This window comes from Streptomyces sp. NPDC051940 (genome assembly GCF_040680895.1).
GTDB lineage: Bacteria > Actinomycetota > Actinomycetes > Streptomycetales > Streptomycetaceae > Streptomyces.
On record NZ_JBFAXR010000003.1, the window covers coordinates 66,278 to 88,276 of the forward strand.

Consider the following 21,999-nt stretch of genomic DNA (forward strand, 5'->3'; position numbering starts at 1 on the left):
CGGCCCCTGCCCTTCGATCCGTGATTCCTATGTATGACCATAGGAATGGGTTCGGTGGTACGTCAATGGATCGCCCCTTCCGGCGCGGCGCCGGAAGGGGGTGGCGGCAGCACCTGTCGCCCGCCGCCGAGCCGGGATACCGTGCGGTATGTGCCGCGTCGTACCGAGCGGTATGTGCTGCGTCGTGCCGCCAGGAAGTGCTGCGTCGCGCCGCGGGAAGTGCCGCGTCGTACAGCGCGGTACGGACGACGCCGATGTCGCCGAGGGCCGAGGGGACGCCATGTCGAGGAACGCCCTGCGTATCTGTCCGCTGTGTGAGGCCACCTGCGGCCTGACGCTCACCATCGACGACACCGGACGGGTGACCGGCGCCCGCGGTGACAGGGACGACGTTTTCAGCGCCGGGTTCATCTGCCCCAAGGGCGCCTCCTTCGGGGCGCTGGACGCCGACCCCGACCGCCTCACCGCGCCCCTCGTCCGGCGCGACGGCGAGCTGCGCGAGGCGAGCTGGGAGGAGGCGTTCGCGGCCGTGGCCGCCGGGCTGGGGCGCGACGGCGTCGCCGTCGTCCTCGGCAACCCGAACGTGCACACGATGGCCGGCGCCCTCTATCCGCCGCTGATCGTGCGCGCCCTGAACAGCCGCGCCGTGTTCTCCGCGAGCACCGTCGACCAGATGCCCCGGCAGGTCGCGAACGGCTACCTCTACGGCGATCCGCTCGCCTTCCCCGTACCCGACCTCGACCGCACCGACCACCTGCTGATGATCGGCGCCAACCCCCTCGTCTCCAACGGCAGCATCGCCACCGCCGCCGACTTCCCCGGCCGGCTGAAGGCCCTGCGCGCCCGCGGCGGGCGGCTCGTCGTCATCGACCCCCACCGCACCCGTACCGCCCGCATCGCCGACCGGCACGTCGCACCGCGGCCCGGCACCGACGCCGCGCTGCTGCTGGCGATGGTCCATGTCCTGTTCGCGGAGGAGCTGACCGCCCCCGTCGCGGACGTCGACGGCGTCGAGGACGTGCGCGCCCTCGTCCAGCCCTTCACCCCCGAAGCGGCCGCCGGGCACTGCGGTGTCGACGCCGAGGAGATCCGTACCCTCGCCCGCGAACTCGCCGCCGCCCCCACCGCCGCCGTGTACGGGCGGGTGGGCTCCACGACCGTCGAGTTCGGGACGCTCACCAGCTGGGCGGTCGACGTGCTCAACATCCTCACCGGCAACCTCGACCGCCCCGGCGGCGCGATGTTCCCGCTCGCCGCCACGGCGAAGGTCCGCCCGCCCGGCCCCGGGAAGGGCTTCCGTACCGGCCGCTGGCACAGCCGGGTCTCCGGGCACCCGGAGGTGATGTCCGAGTTCCCGCTCGCCTCGCTGGCCGAGGAGCTCGACACGCCGGGGGAGGGGCGGCTGCGGGCAGTACTTACTGTCGGCACGAACCCGGTGCTGTCCGCTCCCGACGGGGAGCGGCTCTCCCGGGCGCTGGACGCGTGCGAGTTCATGGTCAGCGTCGATCCGTACCTCAACGAGACCACCCGGCACGCGGACGTGATCCTGCCGCCGCCGCGGCCTGTGCAGAGCGGCCACTACGACTTCCTGTTCAGCTCGCTCGCCGTACGCAACAACGTCCGCTACACCCCCGCGGCCGTTCCGCTGCCCGACGGCCGTCCCGACGAGTGCGAGATCCTGGCCCGCCTCGCCCTGATCGCCGGCGGGCTCCCCGCGGACACCGACCCGTCCGTCGCGGACGCGATGGCCGTGGACTTCGCGCTGAAGCAGGCCGTCGCGGACGAGGACTCCCCGGTGCACGGGCAGGACCCGGCCGCGCTCGCCGCCCGGCTCACCGGCGGTACGGGCGCGGAGCGGCGGCTCGACATGATGCTGCGCCTCGGCCCGTACGGGGAAGGCTTCGGCGCCGACCCCGAAGGCCTCACCCTCGACAAGCTCCTGGCGCACCCGCACGGCATCGACCTCGGGCCGCTGCGGCCTCGGCTCCCGGCGGTGCTGCGCACGCCTTCCGGCCGTGTCGAACTGTGCCCCGCTCCCCTCGCGGCCGACGTGCCGCGGCTGCGGGCGGCGCTCGGCCGGCGGCCGGAGGACCTCGTGCTCATCGGGCGGCGTCATCTGCGGTCCAACAACAGCTGGATGCACAACGTGGCGCCGCTCACCGGCGGCAGCAACCGGTGCACCCTCCAGGTGCATCCGGGGGACGCGTCCCGCCTCGGGCTCACGGACGGGGGCGGGGCGGTCGTGAAGGGTGAGGGCGGCGAGATCACGGTGGAGGTCGAGGTGACCTCCGACCTTCGGCCGGGGGTCGTCAGCCTTCCGCACGGGTGGGGGCACGATCGGGCGGGGACGCGGATGGGGGTCGCGGCGGCGCGTCCCGGGGCGAACGTCAACCAGCTGCTGGACGGGTCGCGGCTCGATCCGCTGTCGGGTACGTCGGTGTTGAACGGGTTCCCGGTCCAGGTGGCGCCGCTGTCGTGACGCGTCCGGCTCGCGTCCCGCTGCGGGGGCTCCGCCCCCGGCCCCCCGTTCGCGGGCTGCGCCCGCGATCGCGCCTGCGGCGCTCGTCCTCAAACGCCGGACGGGCTGGTTTGCGCCCTCCGCCCTGATGCCTGGGCGCCGGCGCATCGGCGCTGCGCGCCTCGGCCTCAGACGCCGGCCGGGCTGCATGCCGCGTTAGCGCCGGCTGACGCGAGTCGGCGCTACGCGCCTCGGCCTCAAGCGCCGGCCGGGCTGGTTTGGGCCCTTCGCCCCGCTGCCTGGTTACCGGCGTATCGGCGCTGCGCGCTTCGGCCTCAGACGTCGGGCGGGCTTCATGTTGTCGCGCGGCGCCTTACGCGCATCGGCGCTGCGGCGACCCTCAGCCCGTCCGGCGTTTGAGGACGAGCGCCGCAGGCGCGATCGCGGGCGCAGCCCGCAAACGGGGTTCGGGGGCGGAGCCCCCGCAGCGGAACGGGGGACGACCGGCCGACCGGCACCGGAACCGCGGAGTGATCCATGGCACGGGGCGCGGGACTGGGCGCCGAAAACTATCAGCGCTAGTTTGGATCGCGGACAAGGGGCGCAGCCCCCACCGCATCGGGAGGACGCGACATGAAGGCCCACGACGCCCTGTTCATCGGCGGCACCTGGCGCGCCGCCGCCGGGTCCGGCTCCATCGAGGTCGTGAACCCCGCCGACGAGCAGGTCATCGGCACTGTCCCCGCGGGCGACGCGCAGGACGTCGACGCCGCCGTCCGTGCCGCCCGCGACGCCTTCCCCGGCTGGGCCGCCACCCCGCCCGCCGAGCGCGCCGCCCACCTCGCCGCCCTGCGCGACCAGCTCGCCGCCCGCGCGGACGAGATCGCCGAGACGGTCACCGCGGAGCTGGGCGCGCCGCCCGTCCTGGCGCAGAAGGTGCACGCCGGACTGCCGATCGCGGTCACCGGCTCGTACGCCGAACTGGCCGCCACGTACGCCTTCGAGGAGAGGATCGGCAACTCCACCGTCCTGCACGAGCCGGTCGGCGTCGTCGGCGCTATCACCCCCTGGAACTACCCGCTGCACCAGATCACCGCCAAGGTCGTCCCCGCACTCGCCGCCGGCTGCACGGTGGTGCTCAAGCCCGCCGAGGACACCCCCCTCGTGGCGCAGCTCTTCGCCGAGGCGGTGGAGGCGGCGGGCCTGCCCGCGGGCGTGTTCAACCTCGTGACGGGCCTCGGCCCCGTCGCCGGCCAGGCCCTCGCCGAACACCCCGGCGTCGACCTGGTCTCTTTCACCGGCTCGACGGCCGTCGGCCGCCGCATCGGCGCCATCGCCGGCGGCGCCGTGAAGCGCGTCGCCCTGGAGCTGGGCGGCAAGTCCGCGAACGTCATCCTGCCGAGCGCCGACCTGGCCAAGGCCGTCAACGTCGGCGTGGCCAACGTGATGACCAACTCCGGCCAGACCTGCAGCGCCTGGACCCGGATGCTCGTACACACCGACCAGTACGACGAGGCCGTCGCCCTGGCCGCCGAGGCCGCTGCCAAGTACGCCACCCCCGAGCGGATGGGCCCGCTGGTCAACGGCGGCCAGCGCGAGCGCGTCCGCGGCTACATCGCGCGCGGCGTCGAGGAGGGCGCCCGGCTGGTGGCGGGCGGCGCGCAGACGCCCGAGTACGCGGGGACGGGCTACTACGTCCGGCCCACCGTCTTCGCCGACGTCACCCCGGAGATGGCGATCGCCCAGGAGGAGATCTTCGGCCCGGTGCTGTCGCTCATCCGCTACCGCGACGTGGACGACGCCGTACGCATCGCCAACGGCACGGTGTACGGGCTCGCGGGCGCCGTGTGGGCGGGCGACGAGGCGGAGGCGGTGGCCTTCGCGCGGCGGCTGGAGACGGGGCAGGTCGACATCAACGGCGGGCGGTTCAACCCGCTCGCGCCCTTCGGCGGGTACAAGCAGTCGGGGATCGGGCGGGAGCTCGGCGTACACGGGCTGGCGGAGTATCTGCACACGAAGTCACTCCAGTTCTGACCGGTTCCGGCCGCCAGACTGTCGTCCTTCAACGCACCGAACCGAACGCATCGCACCGCCCTGAACCGCCCCGCCCCGCACCGAAAGAGAGCCACCCCATGGTCCGCGCCGCCGTCCTCCCCGCCGTCGGTTCCGCGCTGCGGCTCGCCGAGATCGACCTGCCGGCCCCCGGCCCGGGCCAGGTTCGGGTACGCCTCGCCGCCGCGGGCGTCTGCCACTCCGACCTGTCGCTGTCCAACGGCACACTCAAGCAGCCCGCCCCCGCCGTCCTCGGCCACGAGGGTGCCGGCACGGTGACCGCCGTCGGTCCCGACGTCACCGCGGTGGCCCCCGGCGACCGGGTCGTCCTCAACTGGGCGCCCTCCTGCGGCTCCTGCCACTTCTGCGGGCTGGGCGAGGTGTGGCTGTGCGCGAACGCGGGCGCGGCCGCCGCCGTCCCCTACGCGCGCTGGGAGGGCGGCGATCTGTACCCGGGCCTGGGTACGGCGGCGTTCGCCGAGGAGACGGTGGTCCCCGCGCACGCCGCGATCCCGCTGCCGGAGGGCATCGGGCTCGCCGACGGCGCGCTGCTCGGCTGCGCCGTCCTCACCGGCTGGGGCGCGGTGCACAACGCCGCGCGGGTACGGGCCGGTGAATCGGTCGCCGTCTTCGGCGTCGGCGGGGTGGGCCTGGCGGTCCTGCAGGCCGCGAGGATCGCGGGTGCGGGCCCGATCGTGGCGGTGGACGTCTCCCCGGCCAAGGAGGAGCTGGCGCTGGCGGCGGGCGCGACGGACTTCGTCCTCGCCTCGGACTCCGCGGCCAAGGAGATCCGCCGGCTGACGGGCGGCATCGGCGCGGACGTCGCCATCGAGTGCGTGGGCCGCGCCGACACGATCCGCGCGGCGTGGTCGTCCACGCGGCGCGGCGGCCGTACGACGGTGGTCGGCATCGGCGGCCAGGACCAGCAGGTCGCGTTCTCGGCCCTGGAGCTCTTCTACTTCGGCCGCACCCTCGCGGGCTGCGTCTACGGCAACAGCAACCCGGCGACGGACATCCCCCTGATCGCGGACCACGTCCGCGCGGGCCGCTTCGACCTGTCGTCCCTGGTCACGGACCGCATCGACCTCGCCGGCATCCCGACAGCGTTCGAGGCCATGCTGGCGGGCCAGGGCGGCCGGGCGCTGGTGGTCTTCGAGTGACGGACGGTGGACTCCGCAGCGCGAAGGCCTCAGACGGCTGACGCCATCCGCCGTACCGCCTCCTGGAGCACCTCCGGGGACGCGGCCAGGTTCAGTCGTACGTGGCCCGCGCCGCCCGTGCCGAACGGGAGGCCGCCGCTGAGGGCGACCCGGCCGTGTTCCAGGAACGCCGCCGCCGGGTCGTCGCCCAGGTTCAGGGCGCGGCAGTCCAGCCAGGCCAGGTACGTGCCCTCCGGTGGGCGGTAGCCCACGTCCGGCAGCTGCTCGGTCAGCAGGGAGGCCAGGAGGGCGCGGTTCTCCGCGATGCCCGCCAGCAGCGCGTCCAGCCAGGCGCCGCCGTGCCGCAGGCCCGCCGTGTGCGCCACGATGCCGAGGTGGCTCGGTCCGTGGCTCACCTCCTCGGGCATCAGCGCGAGTTCGTGCGCCGACTCCGGACCGGCGATCGCCAGCGCCGCCTTCAGGCCCGCCAGGTTGAACGCCTTCGACGCGGACATCAGGGAGAAGCCGCGCTCCGCGCCCGGCACGGACAGGTACGGCACGTACCGCGCGCCCGCCGGGACCAGGGGCGCGTGGATCTCGTCCGCGACGACCCGTACGCCGTGCTCCTCCGCCAGCGCCGCGACCGCCGCCAGCTCCTCCGCGGTGTGCACCGTGCCCGTCGGATTGTGCGGGTTGCACAGCAGGAACGCCCGCGCGCCGCCCGCGAAGGACCGCGCCAGCGCGTCCAGGTCGATGCGGTGGCCGGGGCCCGTCGGGGCCTCCACCACCCGGCGGTCCATATGCGCGACGAACGCGTAGAACGGCGGATACACAGGGGAGTTGACGACCACCGCGTCCCCCGGCCGCGTCACGAGCTTCAGCACCTCCACGATGCCCAGCATCACGTCCGGCACGATCGCCGTCCGCTCCGGCGGCAGCTCCCACGCCCACCGCTCCTTGGCGAACTCCGACAACGCCTCGGCGTACGCCTGACCCGCGGGGTAGCCGGTGTCCCCGAGGTCTATCGCCGCCCGCAGCGCCTCGACGACGGGATCCGCGAGCGGTACGTCCATCTCGGCCACCCAGAGCGGCAGCACGTCCGGCGGATACGCCCGCCACTTCACGCTCGTACGGCGCCGGAGCTCGGGGAGGGTGAGCCGGCGAAGGGGGTTGCCGGAGGCGGCGGCGCTCATCGGGCTCCCCACGGATCGGGCGTCGCCAGCGCGCGGGCGAGCGGCCGTCCGGTCCGCAGGGCGTACGCCTGCCGGTCGCGGATCTCGCGCGGGCTGCGCGGGCGGTAGCCCGGCCCGCAACCGCAGCACGACTGGTCGTAGTCGAGCCCCGCCCGCAGCACCACGCCCACCGCCCGCCAGGCCGCCGCGTCCCGCCGCTTCGGCGCGGCGAAGGCGGTGCCGGCATGCAGCAGGTCGCCGTCGCAGCGCGGGCAGACGTGCCGGCGGCCGGGGTCGCGTCCCTTCTTGTACGACGCGCGGCACGGGAGACACACGTAGTGCGTGTTGGCTATGCCCATGCGCCGCATCGTAGGACGGGGAGCCGGACGGCGCCCAGTGCGTATTCGCCGCGCGGACCCTCTCGACGGGCGGGTTACCCGCCAGTTAATCTGCGCCGACCGATATCGCACCGAAGGGGGGCCGACATGGCCGAAGCAGCCGATGACGACGCGTTCTACGTGCTCACCGCGGCGCTGCTGACCCCCGCGAAGTTCCCCGCGGTGCTCGGCGACGACTACCCCGCCGTCTGCGCGGAGCTGGGCCTGCTGTCCCACGAGGCCGGTTACGGCCTGGTCTTCGGGCAGGACGCCGCAGGCGCCCGGTGGACGGTCGTCGTCGACGACGCCTCGCTCGTCGCCGTCGCCCTCGCCACCTGGGACGTCGGGATGGAGCACGAGCTGACGCCGGACGAGCGCAGCATCATCGACACCCTCCCCGGCTGGCCCCTCGCCCTGGCGATCGCCGCCCCGGACCTCCCCGCCCCGCACGACCCGGCGGACGCGGACCGCCCGGTGCTGTCCCCGCCGGACATGGCGGAGTGGGGACCGGCCCAGCGGCGGCTGGGGGCGGACGAGATCGCCCTGAACTGGCGGGACTGGCGGGAGCAGTTCGACGCGGGGGAGGGCGACACCGAACAGGACGCCGACCCTGGGCCGGCGGATGGCGCCGAACCGGCGGACGCCGTCGAAGCGGCAGACGCCGCCGAACCGGCGGACGCCGCCGGGCAGGAGACCGAGGTCCAGCCCGCGGCAGACGACGCCCCGGACGCCGAGAAGGAGCCGAAGGCAGACGACACCCCGGATGCCGAGGCCGCCCCGGACACCGAGACCCGGCCCGCACCCTCCCACCCCGGCGTCCTCCGCGTCCTCGAGGACCTCCAGGGCTACCTCGACAACCCCCCGCCGCCCGGCCGGATCCGGTCCACGTTCGCCTCCGAGGACGCCCGGCTGCTGCGCGCCGACGGGCCCGGGTGGTCGCTCGTCGCCCGTACCGACGACATGGCGTTCGTACTCCTCGACGACGAGCCCGGCGACGTCATCCCGCTGCGGCGCGGCGACCGGCTCCCCGGACTCCTCGCCGCCCTCGACGACCTCGCGGCCCGCCCCTCCTGAGCCCACAGCCGTACGGGCGGGGCCGCGGGGGTCTCAGACCACCTGCTCCAGCCACCGCACGTACGCCGACCCGAACGGCTCCGTCCGCTCCGTCAGCGCCCGTACCAGCCACTGGGCCGTCGCGGACGCCCTCTCGACGACGTCCGCCGGATAGCCGTACAGCTCCTGGTGCTCCGCGAACTCGTCCTCGTCCACCAGCAGGGCCTCGCTCCGGCCCCTCTTGCGCAGGACGTCGAGATCGAGGTCCACGCAGCTGACCTCCGCGGCGGAGGCCCACCGCGCCGGTGTCGTCACATCGACGTAGATCTCCGTCGACTTGGGCTCCGCGTTGAACGTCGCCGCCCACCAGGCGTCGGGATCCGCGGGCACCAGGCACACATACGCGTGGGGCCACGGCCCCATCGGCTGGTGCCCCTTCGAGATCGGTGTGTTCGCGGGCGCCCCCAGCCACACACCGTGCTCGTCCTCGCCGAGCCGCCGCATGGTCAGGTTCCAGTGCAGCGAGCCGTCGAACTTCCGGTAGATAACGCGTACCAGGTCTGCCATGGCGTGATCTTAGGGGCCCGCGACGCCGAGCTCCCGGTATTGGAGTACCAATCCGGCCACCAGCGCCCGCAGACCCGTCTCGAACGCGCCTTCGTCGATCTCCCGCCGGTGCGTGGCGAGCAGATGCGCCTGGCCGAGGTGCGGATAGTCCGCCGGATCGTAGGCCCCGGGGTCGTCGACGAACCCGCCCGCGAAGGACGCGAGCGCCGAGCCGGTGACGAAGTACCGCATCAGCGCCCCGATCCGGGTGGCCTGCGCGGGCGGCCAGCCGGCCTTCACCATGGCGCCGAACACCGCGTCCGCCAGCCGCAGCCCCGCCGGCCGGCGGCCGGGGCCGTGGGCCAGGAACGGGACGAGATGGGGGTGCGCGGTCAGCGCCGAGCGGTACGAACGGGCCCAGGCCGTCAGCGCCTCCGGCCAGTCCGTACCGTCCTCGAACATCGACAGATCGACATCCGCGATCACCGAGTCGGCCACGGCGCCGAGGATCTCGTCCTTGGTCGTGAAGTGGTTGTACAGCGAGGGGCCGCTCACGCCCAGCTCGGCCGCCAGCCGCCGGGTCGACACCGCGGCGAGCCCTTCCGCGTCGACCAGGGCGAGCGCCGTCGCGACGATGCGCTCGCGGCTGAGCAGGGGTTTGCGGGGGCGGGCCATGCGGCACATGGTAGAGCCTGCGGCCGCTGAAACTAGCGGTGCTAGTTGACCGCGCGCCGTACGGCGTACCCGAGATACGTCACCACCGGCCGCCCCTCCGGCGCCAGCTCCATGCGTACGACGCCGGGCAGCTGCTCGTCCGTCAGCTCGCCGCGCCTGCGCGCCCGCGTCGCGGTGACGAGGCTGCGTACGTCCGCCGGCTTGAATCCGCAGACGTCCCGCGCCGCCAGGCCCGCCCGGTCCAGCGATGCCGCCATCTCCTGCGGTGTCCGCAGCCGGCGGGCGGCGTAGCGGCCGCGGGGCATGATCCGGGTGGCGGGGAGGGCCTGGAAGGCGCTGAGGTAGATCAGCCGCGACACCGGCGTGCGGTTCACCGTGTCGTAGACGAGCGCCCCGCCGGGACGGAGGACGCGCGCCGCCTCCGCGGTGACGGCGTCCAGGTCGGGGGTGATCTCGAAGGTGTCCGCCACGTACACGAGGTCGAAGGAGCCGTCCGGCATGCCCAGGTCCTCGGCCGGGGCGGTGAGGTACGTGAGGGCCGGGCCGTCGTCCGCCTCGCGGGAGGGGTCGGGGCCGTCGTCCGCCTCCCGGGTGAGCCCCGCGCCGTCGTCGGCCTCCCGGGCGAGCGCCGTGGCCGCGGGCGACGGGTCGGCGGCGACCACGTCGTAACCCCGCCGCGCCAGCTCACGGGCCAGCAGGCCGCGTCCGCTGCCGACGACGAGGGCCCGGCTGCCCGCGGGGCGCAGGCTGAGCTCCCAGCAGACCTGGTCCAGATACTCCAGCCGTACGGACCGGAAGGTCACCTCCCGGATGTGCCGGCCGTCGACGGCGGCGGGTCCGGTCGAGTCGAGTGCGATACGCGGGGCGGTGGCCATGGCAGGCTCCCTCGGCGTCGGGAGGCGGCGGTGCGACCGCCCGGATGAGTTCCCTCAGTAAACCTAGCATTCGTCAGTTCCCCCAGGGAACCCGTCCCCCGTACGATGGAGAGGTGACCCGCACCCCCCTCGCCGACGTCGCCTGCTCGATCGCCCGCGCCACCGATCTCTTCGGCGACGCGTGGACGGCCCTGATCATGCGCGACGTGCTGGTCGGCATCCGCCGTTTCGACGAGCTCGCCGAGGACCTCGGCCTCTCCCGCAAGGTCCTCGCCGCCCGGCTGGCGCGGCTCGTCGAGGAGGGCGTGCTCACCCGTGAGCGCTACCAGGACAGCCCGCCGAGGGAGCACTACGTCGCCACGGAGAAGGGCCGCGACCTCCTTCCGGTGCTGCTGGCGCTGACGGCCTGGGGCGACAAGTGGTACGCGGGGGAGGCGGGCCCGCCCACCCGCATCCACCACGACACCTGCGGACAGGACGTCACCCCCGTCATGTCCTGCTCCCACTGCCGGGGGACGCTGACCGTGGGCGACGTCACCGCCCTGCCCGGCCCCGGCGGCCGGGTCGGCCCGGGGACGCGGCTGATGGGGCCGCTGATCGCCGCCCGCGGCGAGGCGCCGGGGGAGCGCGCGGGGGCGGCGCGCGAGCCCGCGGAGCCGCCGGAGAGCCGCTGAGGGTGCCGGAAAGGCGGAGAGACCGGCTCCGGGTCCCTGGTACCTTCCCCGGCATGCCCTACTACGTACACGCGCAGGACAAGCCGGGAGTCGGCGAGCGGCTGATGGAGCTGGCGGAGGAGCACTGGTCGTACATGGACCGGTTCGCCGACGGGCTCATCCTGCGGGGTCCCACCCTCTCCGAGGACGGGGAGGAGCACACCGGCAGCGTCCACGTCGTCGACCTGGACGACCGGGCGGCGGCGGAGCGCTTCGCGGCCGAGGAGCCGTACTGGTCGGCCGGCCTGTACGAGGACGTGACGGCCGACCGTACCGTCGTACTCCTCGACCGGCCGTCGGCCTCGGATCCGCTGGCGGCCGGACTGCCCCTCGCGCTGGTCATCGCCCGCTGGCCCGCGAAGGACCGCGGCGCGGACGACCTCGAGCCGCAGTCGTCCGACATCACGATGGACGGCCGGATGCGTTTCGTGGCCGTTCTCGTGGACGACGACGAGGCGCGTACGACGGGGGTCGTCGCCGTCGTGACCACCGTCCCGGAGGACGCGCACCGGGTCGTCCGCCCCCTCGCGGACCGCCTCGCCGGCGAACCCACCACCCTGACCGCCCAGCGCTGGACCCGCGGCGGCCGCAACTGACCGCGTCCCGGCCTTGAGCGCCGACAGGCCCTAAGCGCTTGCTCAGCTTCAGGGGTAAGGTGATCCCGCCGACGACGGACGAGCGGGGTGCGCGATGCGAGAGGCACAGATGGAGAGCGAGGCGGCCGCCTGGCAGGGTGTGGAGCCGGAGGCCGCGCAGCGGCTGCTCTCGGCCGGCGTGGAGGCGTTCGCCGAGCGCGGCTACCACGCGACCACCACCCGCGACATCGCCGGCCGGGCGGGCATGAGCCCGGCCGCGCTGTACATCCACTTCAAGACCAAGGAAGAGCTGCTCTTCCGCATCAGCAAGGTCGGCCACGAGCGCGCCCGCGGGATCGTCGCCGAGGCCGCCGAGGCCGACGGCTCCCCGCGGGAGCGGCTCGACCAGGCGGTGCGCGAGTTCGCCCGCTGGCACGCGGAGCGGCACACGACGGCCCGCGTGGTGCAGTACGAGCTCCAGGCCCTGGGGGAGGAGCACTACGCCGAGATCGTCACCATGCGGCGGGACATCGACTCCCTGCTGCGGGGGATCATCGAGGACGGCGTCCGCGGAGGCGACTTCGCCGTCGACGACATCCCGGGCACGGCGCTGGCGGTGCTGTCGCTGTGCGTGGACGTGGCGCGCTGGTTCAGCGCGACGGGCAGCCGTACGCCCGAGCAGGTTGGCGAGCTCTACGCCGACCTCGTCCGCCGTATGGTCGGCGGCTGACGCGCGTTTCGCGCCGCCCCTCCAACCCCGGACGAATCATCGCTCTTCGCGCCGGCCCCCGGGTCCGGCATGCCGCGCGGGGTGGCGTTTGCCATGATTCGTGGCCAGCTACCGTCAAGCTTTGACAAAGCCATGCCACGTCGTCGGGTGCCGCGAACGGCCTGATTCCCCCTTCCTCTTATCGTTGCGACGCTTGTCGGGGCCTGCGGTGCGGCGCAGCTCACGCTGCGTCGACGGTCCCGCTCACCCTGCGTATCCCGGCAGGGGTGTGCACCCCGCCCGCGAGCTCCAGGTTTGACGCATCCATGACCAAACCATGGGTTGGGTAAAGCCGCCCTGTCCCCGATCTGGACGATCGGTCCATTGCTGTGCCGCGCGTTGTACCGCCACCCCCCACGCTCCTCCATCCCCCCATTCGCTGGAGACGCGATGAGACGTGCCAGGCCCACCCCCGTCCGCAGACACCCGGCGGTCCGCCGACTGGCGGCCCTACTCACCCTCGTGATGCTCGCCGAGGCCGCCGTACTGGTCGAGGGCATCGGCACCGCGGTGGCGGTGGCCGGGAAGACCCCGCAGAAGCAGACCGCGGCCACGGCGCAAGGCGCCGCCGAAGCGGTCGACCTGTCCTCCGCACGGCTACGGGCCCGTCTGCAGGACCGTGCCATCGAAGCGCTCTCCGAGCGCACCGAGACCTCCTCCACCTGGGCCCTGCCCGACGGCCGGCTGCGCACCACCAGTTACGCCGGCCCCGTCCGCGTGCGCCGCGACGGCGGCTGGCGTGCCATCGACACCTCACTCGTCGACTCCGGCCCGCATCTCGCACCCCGGGCCGCCGCCGCGGACGTCACCCTCTCCGACGGCGGCGACACCAAGCTCGCCGCCGTCAGCAAGGGCAGGGCGCGCTTCGGGATGGGCTGGGCCACCAGCCTCCCGGCGCCCAAGGTCAAGAAGGACACCGCCGTCTACGACCTCGGCGACGGCCAGCGGCTCGAAGTCACCGCGCTCAAGCAGGGGTTCTCGCAGAACGTCGTTCTTGGCAGGGCCCCCGACGGGCCCGTCAGCTACCGCATCCCGCTGACCCTGGACGGCCTGCGCCTCTCCGCGGCCGCGTCCGGTCATCTGCTGCTCAAGGACACGGCGGGCAGGCTGGTCGCCGAGGCGCCGGCCCCCGTGATGTGGGACGCGACGAAGCACCCCCTGTCCGGTGACCCCGAGCACGTGGCGCGCGTCGACACCCGGATCGAGACCGCCGCGGACGGTACCCAGACCCTCGTCCTCTCCCCCGACGCGGACTTCCTCGCCGACCCGGCGACCAGGTACCCCGTGACCGTGGACCCGGCCACCACCCTGGCGGCCACCACGGACACCTGGGTGCAGACGCCGGACTACCCCGACTCCCAGGTCTCCTCCACGGAGCTGAAGTCGGGCACGTACAACACCGGCGCCGACAAGGCGCGCTCCTATCTGAAGTTCGACGTCTCGGCGTACGCCGGGAAGAAGATCACCGACACCAATCTGGCGCTGTACTCCTACTACTCCTCGACCTGTGCCACCACCGGCGCCGGCACCGAGGTGCGGCGGATCACCGGCACCTGGGACTCCTCCGCCATCACCTGGGGCACCCAGCCCGCCACCACCAGCGACGGCGCGGTGGTGAACAAGGCGGCGCTCGGCTACAACTCCGGCTGCCCCGGCGGCACGATGAACTTCGACATCGACGCCATCGTGCAGGCATGGGCGAACGGCAGTCCCAACTACGGCGTCCGCGTGGCCGGCGCCAGCGAGACCGACCCCTACACCTGGCGGCGCTTCCGCTCCGCCAACTACGTCTCCGGCGACAACTCCGCCGAGCCTCACCTCACGGTGACCTACGACTCCCTGCCGGTCGTGCCGACCGGGACCGCGATCTCACCGTCCCAGCGCAACGCCTACAACGGCAGGCTGTACGTGACGTCGCTGACGCCCACCCTCTCGGCCAAGGTGACCTCGCCGGCCGGCGGCAACGTGCAGGCGCAGTTCGAGATCACCCCGGATCCGGCGTACGCCGACACCACCTACAGCCTGACCGCCAACGGCAACTACGTGGCCTCCGGGTCGGTCTCCAGCCTCACCGTCCCGGCCGCCAACACCCTCCCGTCCGGGGCGCACCTGCGCCTGCGGGTCCGCGGTTACGACGGCAGCGGCTTCGGCGCCTACACGGACTACACGACCTTCACCCTCAACACCGTGAAGCCCACCGCCCCGACGGTCAGCTGCGCGGCGTATCCGGCGGACGTGTGGACCGCCAAGGCGTCCGGGGCCGTGAACTGCACCCTGGACACCTCCGCCACGGACGGCCAGGGCTATCTCTGGGGGCTCGACGACGAGGCCGTCGCGCAACGCGTCGACGACACGTCGGACGGCACCGGCGGCGACCCGCTGACCATCAGCATCGATCCCGCCGAGGGCTGGCACACGCTCTACGCCAAGACCGTGGACTCCGGCGGCAACGTCTCCACGACGGCCACCGCGTACAGCTTCGGCGCCGGCTCAGGCGCCGCCATGCTCAGCCCGGGCGACGGCGACCGGCCCGCGCGCCGGCTGGCGCTGGCGGCCACCGGGCGAAGCGGCTACACCGGCGTCACGTACTACTACCGGCGCGGCGAGGCCGACACCTGGAAGACCGTGCCGCTCGCCGACGTGACCCGCGCGTCCGACGGCAGCGCCGTGACCGCCTGGCCGCTCGCCGCCCCCGGCGGCAACCCGCCGGCGCTCACCTGGAACGTCACCACGTCCCTCGCCGAGGACGGCGCGATCGACATCCGCGGCGCGTTCACCGACGGCTCCACCACCGGGTACACCCCGGACGTGACCGTCACCGTGGACCGCGAGGCAGGCGACGCCCCGAGCCGCGAGATCGGCCCCGGCGAGGTCAACCTCCTCACCGGCGACTTCACCATCACCGAGAACGACGCGACCGCGTTCGGCATGGCCGTCACCCGCAGCATCTCCTCCCGCCGCGCCACGGCGGACGAGGCGACCGAGGGCCAGGCGCAGATCTTCGGCCCCTACTGGACCTCGGGCGTGGCCTCGGAGTCCACCGGATCCGACTGGACGAGCATCCGCCAGACCTCGCCGACCTCGGTGGAGGTGCTCGACTCCGAGGGCATGGGTACCGGCTTCACCGCCACCAGCGGTGGCGGCTGGGCGCCCGAGCCGGGCGCCGAGGTGCTGAGCCTGACCGGTTCGCTGACAGGCACCTTCACCCTGAAGGACACCTCCAGCGGTGCCACCGCGACGTTCGCCAAGGTCGACGCGGCGGCCACCACGTGGCAGGCCGCCACCTCCTACCTGGTCACCTCCGGCTCCACGGTGACCACGGTCTCGGAGAAGGTGACCGCGGGCGGCAGCACCCTGGCCCGGCCCAAGCTGGTGATCGCGCCGACCAGCGCGGTCAGCGCCGACACCTGCGCGTCCACCCCGCAGACCAAGGGCTGCCGGGTGGTGGAGCTGCTGTACGCGACCACCACCACGGCCACCGGCTGGTCCTCGGCAGCCGACTTCGGCGACTACACCGGCCAGGTCAGGGAGATCCGGCTGTGGTCCACGGAGCCCGGCGCGGCCACCGCGACGGCCCGGCCGCTGGCCGCCTACCGGTACGACGCGAGCGGCCGGCTGCGCCAGGAGTGGAACCCCAACCTGTCGCAGGCCACGCAGACCCAGTACTCCTACGACTCGGCGGGCCGCGTGTTCTGGCTGCACCCCCGCTCGGAGCTGGCCTGGGACTTCACCTACGGCAAGGCGGGCAACGCCGCCACCGCGGGTGAGGGCATGCTGCTCCAGGCGTCCCGGCCCGGCCTGAAGCAGGGCACGGCCGACGTCACCGAGGGCACCGCCGCGACCAGCCTCGTCTACGACGTACCGCTGTCCGGCAGCAACGCCCCCTACGCCATGGGCCCGACGAGCGTCGCCGCCTGGGGCCAGGAGGACGTGCCGTCCGACGCCACCGCGGTCTTCCCGCCGGACGCGGTACCGGCCTCGCACGACGGCCGCACCCTGACCGCCGGCGCCTACCAGCGGGCGGGGATCTCCTACATCGACCCCTCCGGCCGTGAGGTCAACAACGCCTCCCCGGGCGGATACGTCAGCACCGTCGAGTACGACTGGGCGGGCAACGTCCGCCGCGAGCTGACCCCCGGCAACCGCGAGCTGGCGCTGTCCACCGGCGGTGCCGGACTCGCCGAGCTCACCAGGCTCAGCCTGAGCGGCGCCTCCACCGCGGACCGGGCCCGGGCGCTGTCCACCATCCACGCGTACTCCGCGGACGGGCAGCGCGAGACGGAGTCCTTCGGACCGCTGCACCTGGCCACGCTGGCCGGCGCCCACCAGGACCTGGCCGCCGGGACCGAGGTGGCCGTCCGCGAGCACACCGTGACCCGGTACGACGAGGGCCGGCCGACCGACGGCAGCGCGAAGACCGCCGGGCTGGCCACCTCCGTCACCACCGGAGCGCGGATCGAGGGCTATCCGACGGACGCCGACACGGTCACCGACCGAACCGGCTACGACTGGACGAAGGGCCTCGCCACCAGCACCGTGCAGGACGCCGGCGGCAAGAACCTGACCCGGACCACCGCGTACAACGCCGACGGCCGCGTCATCAAGGCGACGCTGCCCGAGTCGAGCGGCACCGACGCGGGCGCGACGGTCAGCACCTACTGGTCCGCCACCGGCACCGGCACGTGCCAGGGCCGCCCCGAGTGGGCCGGACTGCTGTGCTCCACCGGTCCCGCGGCCGCGATCACCGGCGGGGGCGCCAACCCGGGTCAGCTGCCGGTCAAGACCATCGAGTACGACTGGTGGGGCCAGGTCGGCAAGGTCACCGAGACCAGCGGCACCACGACCCGCACCACCACCTTCAGCACCGACAACGCGGGCCGCACCAACGGGATCGCCATCACCGGCGGCACCGGCACCGCCGTACCCGCCACCACCATCACCTACGACTCCGAGACCGGCCGCCTCGCCACCCGGCAGAGCAACGGCCTGACCATCTCCTACGGCTACGACAGGCTCGGTCGGCAGACGTCGTACGACGACGGCAGGGGCAACGTCACGAGCACCACGTACGACCTGCTCGACCGGCCGGTGAAGATGACCGACTCGGCGCCCTCCACCACCACCTTCGCCTACGACCCGGCCAAGGACCCGCGCGGTCTGCCCACGTCCAAGACGGACTCGGTGGCCGGCACGTTCAGCGCCACGTACGACGCCGACGGCCAGCTCGCCACCGAGCGGCTGCCCGGCGGCTACACGCTCACCATCACCGGCAACCAGGCCGGCGACGAGACGGCGGCGGTCTACACCCGCGACAGCGACGGGACGGTCGTCACCGCCGACACGGCCGACTACACGGTGCACGGCCGGGTCACCGCCCGCAGCAGCACCGCGGGCGACACCACCCGGTACGCGTACACCTACGACAACGCGGGCCGGCTGACCCGTGCGGACAACACCGCCGCGGACTCCAGCTGCACCCGCCGCACCTACACCTTCGACGACAACACCAACCGCACGGCCCTGGCGACCAGCGTCAGCGATCCCGGCGCCGCCTGCACCGACACCGGCGCCGTCACCGACGGCTCCGCCTACGACAGCGCGGACCGGCTGATCGCCGCCGAGGTCGCCTACGACGCCTTCGGCCGCACCGTCAGCCAGCCGGGCGGGGTCACGATCGACTACTTCACCAACGACCTCGTCCGCCGTCAGACGTCCGGCTCCGGCCGACAGACCTGGGACCTCGAACCCGGCGGCCGACTCGGCAGCTCCGTGACCGAGACGCAGAACGCCGACGGCACCTGGACCCAGACGGCCCGCAAGACCAACCACTACGCCTCGGACGACGACAGCCCGACCTGGACCGCCGACGACTCGAGCGGGGCGCGTGCCCGCAACGTCCGCGGCCCCAGCGGCAATCTGGCGGCCGTCACCAGCGCCACCGGTGACACCGTGCTGCAGCTGACCAACATCCACGGCGACGTCACGGTGCAGCTGCCCCTCGACACCGCCAAGAGCGCGACCGTGCTGCGCCAGGACGAGTACGGCAACCCGGTCGACGGGAGCACCAGCGCCCGCTACGGCTGGCTCGGCGGCCAGCAGCGCTCCGCCGAGACGGTCACCGGAGCCATCCTGATGGGCTCCCGGCTCTACGATCCGGCACTCGGCCGGTTCCTGTCCCAGGACCCGGTGGCGGGCGGCAACGCCAACGCCTACGAGTACTCCACCGGCGACCCGGTCAACAAGGAGGACACGAGCGGCCAGTGGCACCGCTGGCGCACCCGCTACTACTCCTGGGGCAAGGTCGTCGGGCACGCCTGGCGCTTCTGGAAGTCGTGCTGGTGCTCCGGCTGGGGCTGGCACATCGGGGTGTCGGCGCGGATCTACTTCACCTGGCGCGCCACCAAGCGGATCGCCAACGAGGGTCCATACGTTCTGACGATCTACGGATTCATCGCGGCGATCATCGCGGTGGTGAACATCTACGCCGGGGTGCTCGCCGCGATCGCGGGGGCGTACGCGGCGTGGATCGTGTACTGGGCCTACCTGGCGAAGGAGAGAGGCAGATGCCTGAGGGTGTTCGTCACGTTCAAGTTCATCAACGTCATCCAGTACGCGTACGCGTATCCCTGGTACTCCCGGTGCTGACAGCCGGCTGATCACCGGCCGTAGGACACAGCCCCGAAGCCGGCGGGCGGGCACGCTGCCCGCCCGCCGGCTTCGGCCGGGTTCGTCGAGAGCGCGTGCGCCCTCTTCGCGTCCCGGCGGAAGCGCTCAGAAGTAGTACCGCGACACCGACTCCGCCGCGCACACCGGCTTGTCGCCGCCCTCGCGCTCCACCGTGAACGCGACCGCGAGCTGTACGCCGCCCGGGACGTCCGTCACGTCCGCGATCCTCGCCGTGGCGCGCAGCCGCGAGCCCACCGGGACCGGGGCCGGGAAGCGGACCTTGTTCGTGCCGTAGTTGATGCCCATCTTCGCGCCCTCGACCGCGAGCAGCTGCGGGCCGAAGAGCGGGAGCAGCGACAGCGTCAGATAGCCGTGCGCGATCGTCGTGCCGAACGGGCCCGCGGCGGCCTTCTCCGGGTCGACGTGGATCCACTGGTGGTCGCCGGTGGCCTCGGCGAAGAGGTCGATCCGCTTCTGGTCGACCTCCAGCCAGTCCGTCCAGCCGAGCTGCTCGCCCACGGCGGCCTTCAGCTCGTCGGCGGACGCGAAGATCCGGGGCTCTGCCATCTCCGTACGCCTCCCAAGTCGCCGCGCGGACCTGCCTCCGCGCGAGTGCTAAGCGACTGCTTAGCATGGTGGGGCGCGGGGGCGCTGTCAATGGCGCCGCCCCGGTGGACGGCGGCCCGCCGGATGTCAGACCTCCCCGTTACCGTCGCCCCATGCCCCTGCTCCAGGTCTGCCTCAACGGCCCCCGCACCACCGCCGTCCCGCTCACCCCGGCCGGGCTCGCCGACGCGGCGCGGTCGGCCGTCGCGGCCGGGGCCGGGGACGTCCACCTCCACCCCAAGGACGCCCACGGCCGCGACACCCTCGACCCCGGCGTCGTGGCCGCCGCCCTCACCGCCGTACGGTCGGCCGTGGACGTTCCCGTCGGAGTGACCACCGGCGCCTGGGCGGAGGCCGACCCCGCCCGGCGTATCGCCGCCGTCGGGGCCTGGGCGGTGCTGCCCGACCACGCGTCCGTCAACTGGCACGAGGACGGCGCCGAGGGCGTCGCCGCCGCGCTGCTGGAGCGGGGGATCGGGGTCGAGGCCGGGGTGTGGTCCGGCACCGACGGCGCCGCGCGCTTCGCCGACTCACCCCTCGGCCCCCGAGTCCTGCGCGCCCTCGCCGAGGTCATGGACACCGACCCCGCGACCGCCCCCGACACCGCCCGCGCGCTGCTCGCCGAGTTGGGCCCGGCCCACGGCCGGCCGGTCCTGCTGCACGGGGAGGAGGGCGGCGCCTGGCCCGTACTGAGACTGGCCGCCGAACGGGGGCTCGCCACCCGGATCGGGCTGGAGGACACCCTGCGGCTGCCCGGGGGCGGGGCGGCCCGGGACAGCGCCGAGTTGATCAGTGCCGCACGCGGTCTGTTCCCTACCGGGGGGTAGTGACAGGATTCCCCTCCAGGGAGACGTTTCCGTACGGGGAGAGGACGTTCACCATGGCGCAGCTGCACGATCTGACCGCACTGGAGCAGGCCGAGGAGATCCGGGCGGGACGGCTGTCCCCCGTGGAGCTGACCGAGCACTACCTGGAGCGGATCGACCGGCTCAACGGCACGGTCGGCGCGTACGTCACCCCCACCCCGGAGATCGCCCGCAAGCAGGCCGCCGACGCCGAGAGCGAGGCCGCCGCCGCCCGCCGGGAGGAGCGCCCGCTGTCCCCGCTGCACGGCGTGCCGGTGCCGGTGAAGGACCTCAACTTCGTGGCGGGCGTGCGCTGCACCCTCGGCTCCGCCCCGTACGCCGAGCACGTGCCGGACACCGACGACCACGTGGTGACGCGGCTGCGCGAGGCCGGCACGATCCTGCTGGGCAAGACCAGCACGCCGGAGTTCGGCCTGCCCTGCTACACCGAGAGCAAGGTCGCGCCCCCCGCCCGTAGCCCCTGGGACCTGGAGCGCTCCGCGGGCGGCTCCAGCGGCGGCGCCGCGGCGGCCGTGGCCGCGGGGCTGGCGCCCGTCGCCCAGGGCAGCGACGGCGGCGGTTCCATCCGCATCCCCGCCTCCGCGTGCGGGCTCTTCGGCATCAAGCCCAGCCGCGGCCTGGTCAGCGGCGGCCCCGTGCAGCACGACGTGAGCGGCCTCAGTACCAACGGCCCGCTCGCCCGCACCGTCGCCGACGCCGCGGCCCTGCTCGACGTGATGGCGGGCCCCGAGCCCGGCGACCCGTACGGCGCCTGGGGGCTCGCGCCCGGCACCCGCTTCACCGACTACGCCGGCCACGACCCCGGCCCGCTGCGCGTCCTCAGCCTCACCGACACCCCCGTGCCGGGCGCCGACGTCCACCCCGACTGCCGGGCCGCCGTGGAGTCCACGACGGTCATGCTGCGCGAGCTGGGCCACGAGGTCGACGAGGTGTCGCTGCCCGCCCAGGCCGCGCTGCAGCAGGCGTTCACCCAGGTGTGGTCGGTGATGGCCACGGTCTGGCCGGTCGGGCCGGACCAGGAGGCGGAGCTGATGCCGCTCACGCGGTATCTGCGCGAGCTCGGCCGCCAGGCGTCCGGGCTGGACTTCGCCACCGGGCTGTACGCCTTCCGCACGCTCGGCGAGATGATCGGCTCCACGCTCCTCGCCCCCGGCACGGGGTACGACGTGATCCTCACGCCCACCCTGGCCCAGCCGCCCGCGCTGGTCGGCGAGCTGCGCCACGACGACGACCCCGCGGCGGAGTTCGAGGCGATGGCGCACTTCACCCCGTTCACGCCGATCTTCAACGCCACCGGCCAGCCCGCGGTCAGCGTGCCGCTGTGCTGGACGACGGAGGAGCTGCCCATCGGGGTGATGCTGGCCGGCCGCTACGGCGCCGACGGCGACCTGATCGCCCTCGCGGCGCAGCTGGAGGCGGCGTACCCGTGGCAGGAGCGCAAGCCGGCGATGTGGTGA

16 protein-coding genes are annotated in these 21,999 nt (G+C 73.7%); 10 read left to right on the top strand and 6 right to left on the bottom strand.

Features of this window, described 5'->3' with window-relative positions; genetic code table 11:
* Window positions 1-280: 280 nt before the first annotated feature.
* From AB0M28_RS02330 to AB0M28_RS02340, 3 genes are all read left to right on the top strand, one after another.
* Window positions 281-2,479, top strand: coding sequence for a molybdopterin-dependent oxidoreductase (locus AB0M28_RS02330; RefSeq protein ID WP_365396335.1), 2,199 nt, complete (start codon window positions 281-283; stop codon window positions 2,477-2,479).
* A 612-nt stretch (window positions 2,480-3,091) separates the two neighbouring features.
* Window positions 3,092-4,492, top strand: coding sequence for an aldehyde dehydrogenase family protein (locus AB0M28_RS02335; protein ID WP_365396338.1), 1,401 nt, complete (start codon window positions 3,092-3,094; stop codon window positions 4,490-4,492).
* A 98-nt stretch (window positions 4,493-4,590) separates the two neighbouring features.
* Complete coding sequence (locus AB0M28_RS02340) at window positions 4,591-5,670, top strand: Zn-dependent alcohol dehydrogenase (RefSeq protein WP_365396341.1); 1,080 nt, start codon at window positions 4,591-4,593, stop codon at window positions 5,668-5,670.
* Between the two features lie 29 nt (window positions 5,671-5,699).
* On the opposite strand, the gene AB0M28_RS02345 is transcribed toward AB0M28_RS02340, so the two are convergent.
* Window positions 5,700-6,842, bottom strand: a complete 1,143-nt coding sequence (locus AB0M28_RS02345) for a MalY/PatB family protein (RefSeq protein ID WP_365396344.1) — start codon at window positions 6,840-6,842, stop codon at window positions 5,700-5,702.
* Window positions 6,839-7,180, bottom strand: a complete 342-nt coding sequence (locus tag AB0M28_RS02350; protein ID WP_365396347.1) for a deoxyxylulose-5-phosphate synthase — start codon at window positions 7,178-7,180, stop codon at window positions 6,839-6,841. Before AB0M28_RS02350 ends, AB0M28_RS02345 begins: the two co-directional genes overlap by 4 nt.
* Before the next feature lie 126 nt (window positions 7,181-7,306).
* On the opposite strand from AB0M28_RS02350, the gene AB0M28_RS02355 reads away from it, so the two are divergent.
* Entirely contained in the window at window positions 7,307-8,272 is a 966-nt protein-coding gene (locus AB0M28_RS02355) for a hypothetical protein (RefSeq protein ID WP_365396350.1), read from the top strand.
* A gap of 33 nt (window positions 8,273-8,305) precedes the next feature.
* Here the strand turns inward: AB0M28_RS02355 and AB0M28_RS02360 are convergent, their stop codons facing one another.
* From AB0M28_RS02360 to AB0M28_RS02370, 3 genes are read right to left on the bottom strand one after another with little or no spacing between them, the layout of a single operon-like run.
* Window positions 8,306-8,818: a DUF402 domain-containing protein gene (locus AB0M28_RS02360; RefSeq protein WP_365396353.1), complete on the bottom strand. Its 513-nt coding sequence runs from the start codon at window positions 8,816-8,818 to the stop codon at window positions 8,306-8,308.
* A gap of 9 nt (window positions 8,819-8,827) precedes the next feature.
* Window positions 8,828-9,472, bottom strand: coding sequence for a TetR/AcrR family transcriptional regulator (locus tag AB0M28_RS02365; RefSeq protein WP_365396356.1), 645 nt, complete (start codon window positions 9,470-9,472; stop codon window positions 8,828-8,830).
* Between the two features lie 41 nt (window positions 9,473-9,513).
* Window positions 9,514-10,347, bottom strand: a complete 834-nt coding sequence (locus tag AB0M28_RS02370) for a methyltransferase domain-containing protein (RefSeq protein WP_365396359.1) — start codon at window positions 10,345-10,347, stop codon at window positions 9,514-9,516.
* A gap of 113 nt (window positions 10,348-10,460) precedes the next feature.
* Between AB0M28_RS02370 and AB0M28_RS02375 the strand changes: the two genes are divergently transcribed.
* The 4 genes from AB0M28_RS02375 to AB0M28_RS02390 all read left to right on the top strand — a co-directional run bounded on the left by AB0M28_RS02375 (window position 10,461) and on the right by AB0M28_RS02390 (window position 19,049).
* Complete coding sequence (locus AB0M28_RS02375; RefSeq protein ID WP_365396362.1) at window positions 10,461-11,021, top strand: helix-turn-helix domain-containing protein; 561 nt, start codon at window positions 10,461-10,463, stop codon at window positions 11,019-11,021.
* Between the two features lie 53 nt (window positions 11,022-11,074).
* A complete protein-coding gene (locus tag AB0M28_RS02380) occupies window positions 11,075-11,656 on the top strand; it encodes a YciI family protein (RefSeq protein ID WP_365396365.1) in 582 nt (193 codons plus the stop codon).
* A 94-nt stretch (window positions 11,657-11,750) separates the two neighbouring features.
* Window positions 11,751-12,365, top strand: a complete 615-nt coding sequence (locus AB0M28_RS02385; protein ID WP_365396368.1) for a TetR/AcrR family transcriptional regulator — start codon at window positions 11,751-11,753, stop codon at window positions 12,363-12,365.
* Window positions 12,366-12,794: 429 nt separating this feature from the next.
* Window positions 12,795-19,049, top strand: coding sequence for a DNRLRE domain-containing protein (locus tag AB0M28_RS02390; RefSeq protein ID WP_365396371.1), 6,255 nt, complete (start codon window positions 12,795-12,797; stop codon window positions 19,047-19,049).
* A 126-nt stretch (window positions 19,050-19,175) separates the two neighbouring features.
* Here AB0M28_RS02390 and AB0M28_RS02395 read toward each other — a convergent pair whose 3' ends face one another.
* A complete protein-coding gene (locus tag AB0M28_RS02395; protein WP_365396374.1) occupies window positions 19,176-19,637 on the bottom strand; it encodes a MaoC family dehydratase in 462 nt (153 codons plus the stop codon).
* Between the two features lie 158 nt (window positions 19,638-19,795).
* Between AB0M28_RS02395 and AB0M28_RS02400 the strand changes: the two genes are divergently transcribed.
* Both AB0M28_RS02400 and AB0M28_RS02405 read left to right on the top strand, forming a co-directional pair.
* A complete protein-coding gene (locus tag AB0M28_RS02400) occupies window positions 19,796-20,503 on the top strand; it encodes a 3-keto-5-aminohexanoate cleavage protein (protein WP_365396647.1) in 708 nt (235 codons plus the stop codon).
* A gap of 53 nt (window positions 20,504-20,556) precedes the next feature.
* Window positions 20,557-21,999: an amidase gene (locus AB0M28_RS02405; protein WP_365396377.1), complete on the top strand. Its 1,443-nt coding sequence runs from the start codon at window positions 20,557-20,559 to the stop codon at window positions 21,997-21,999.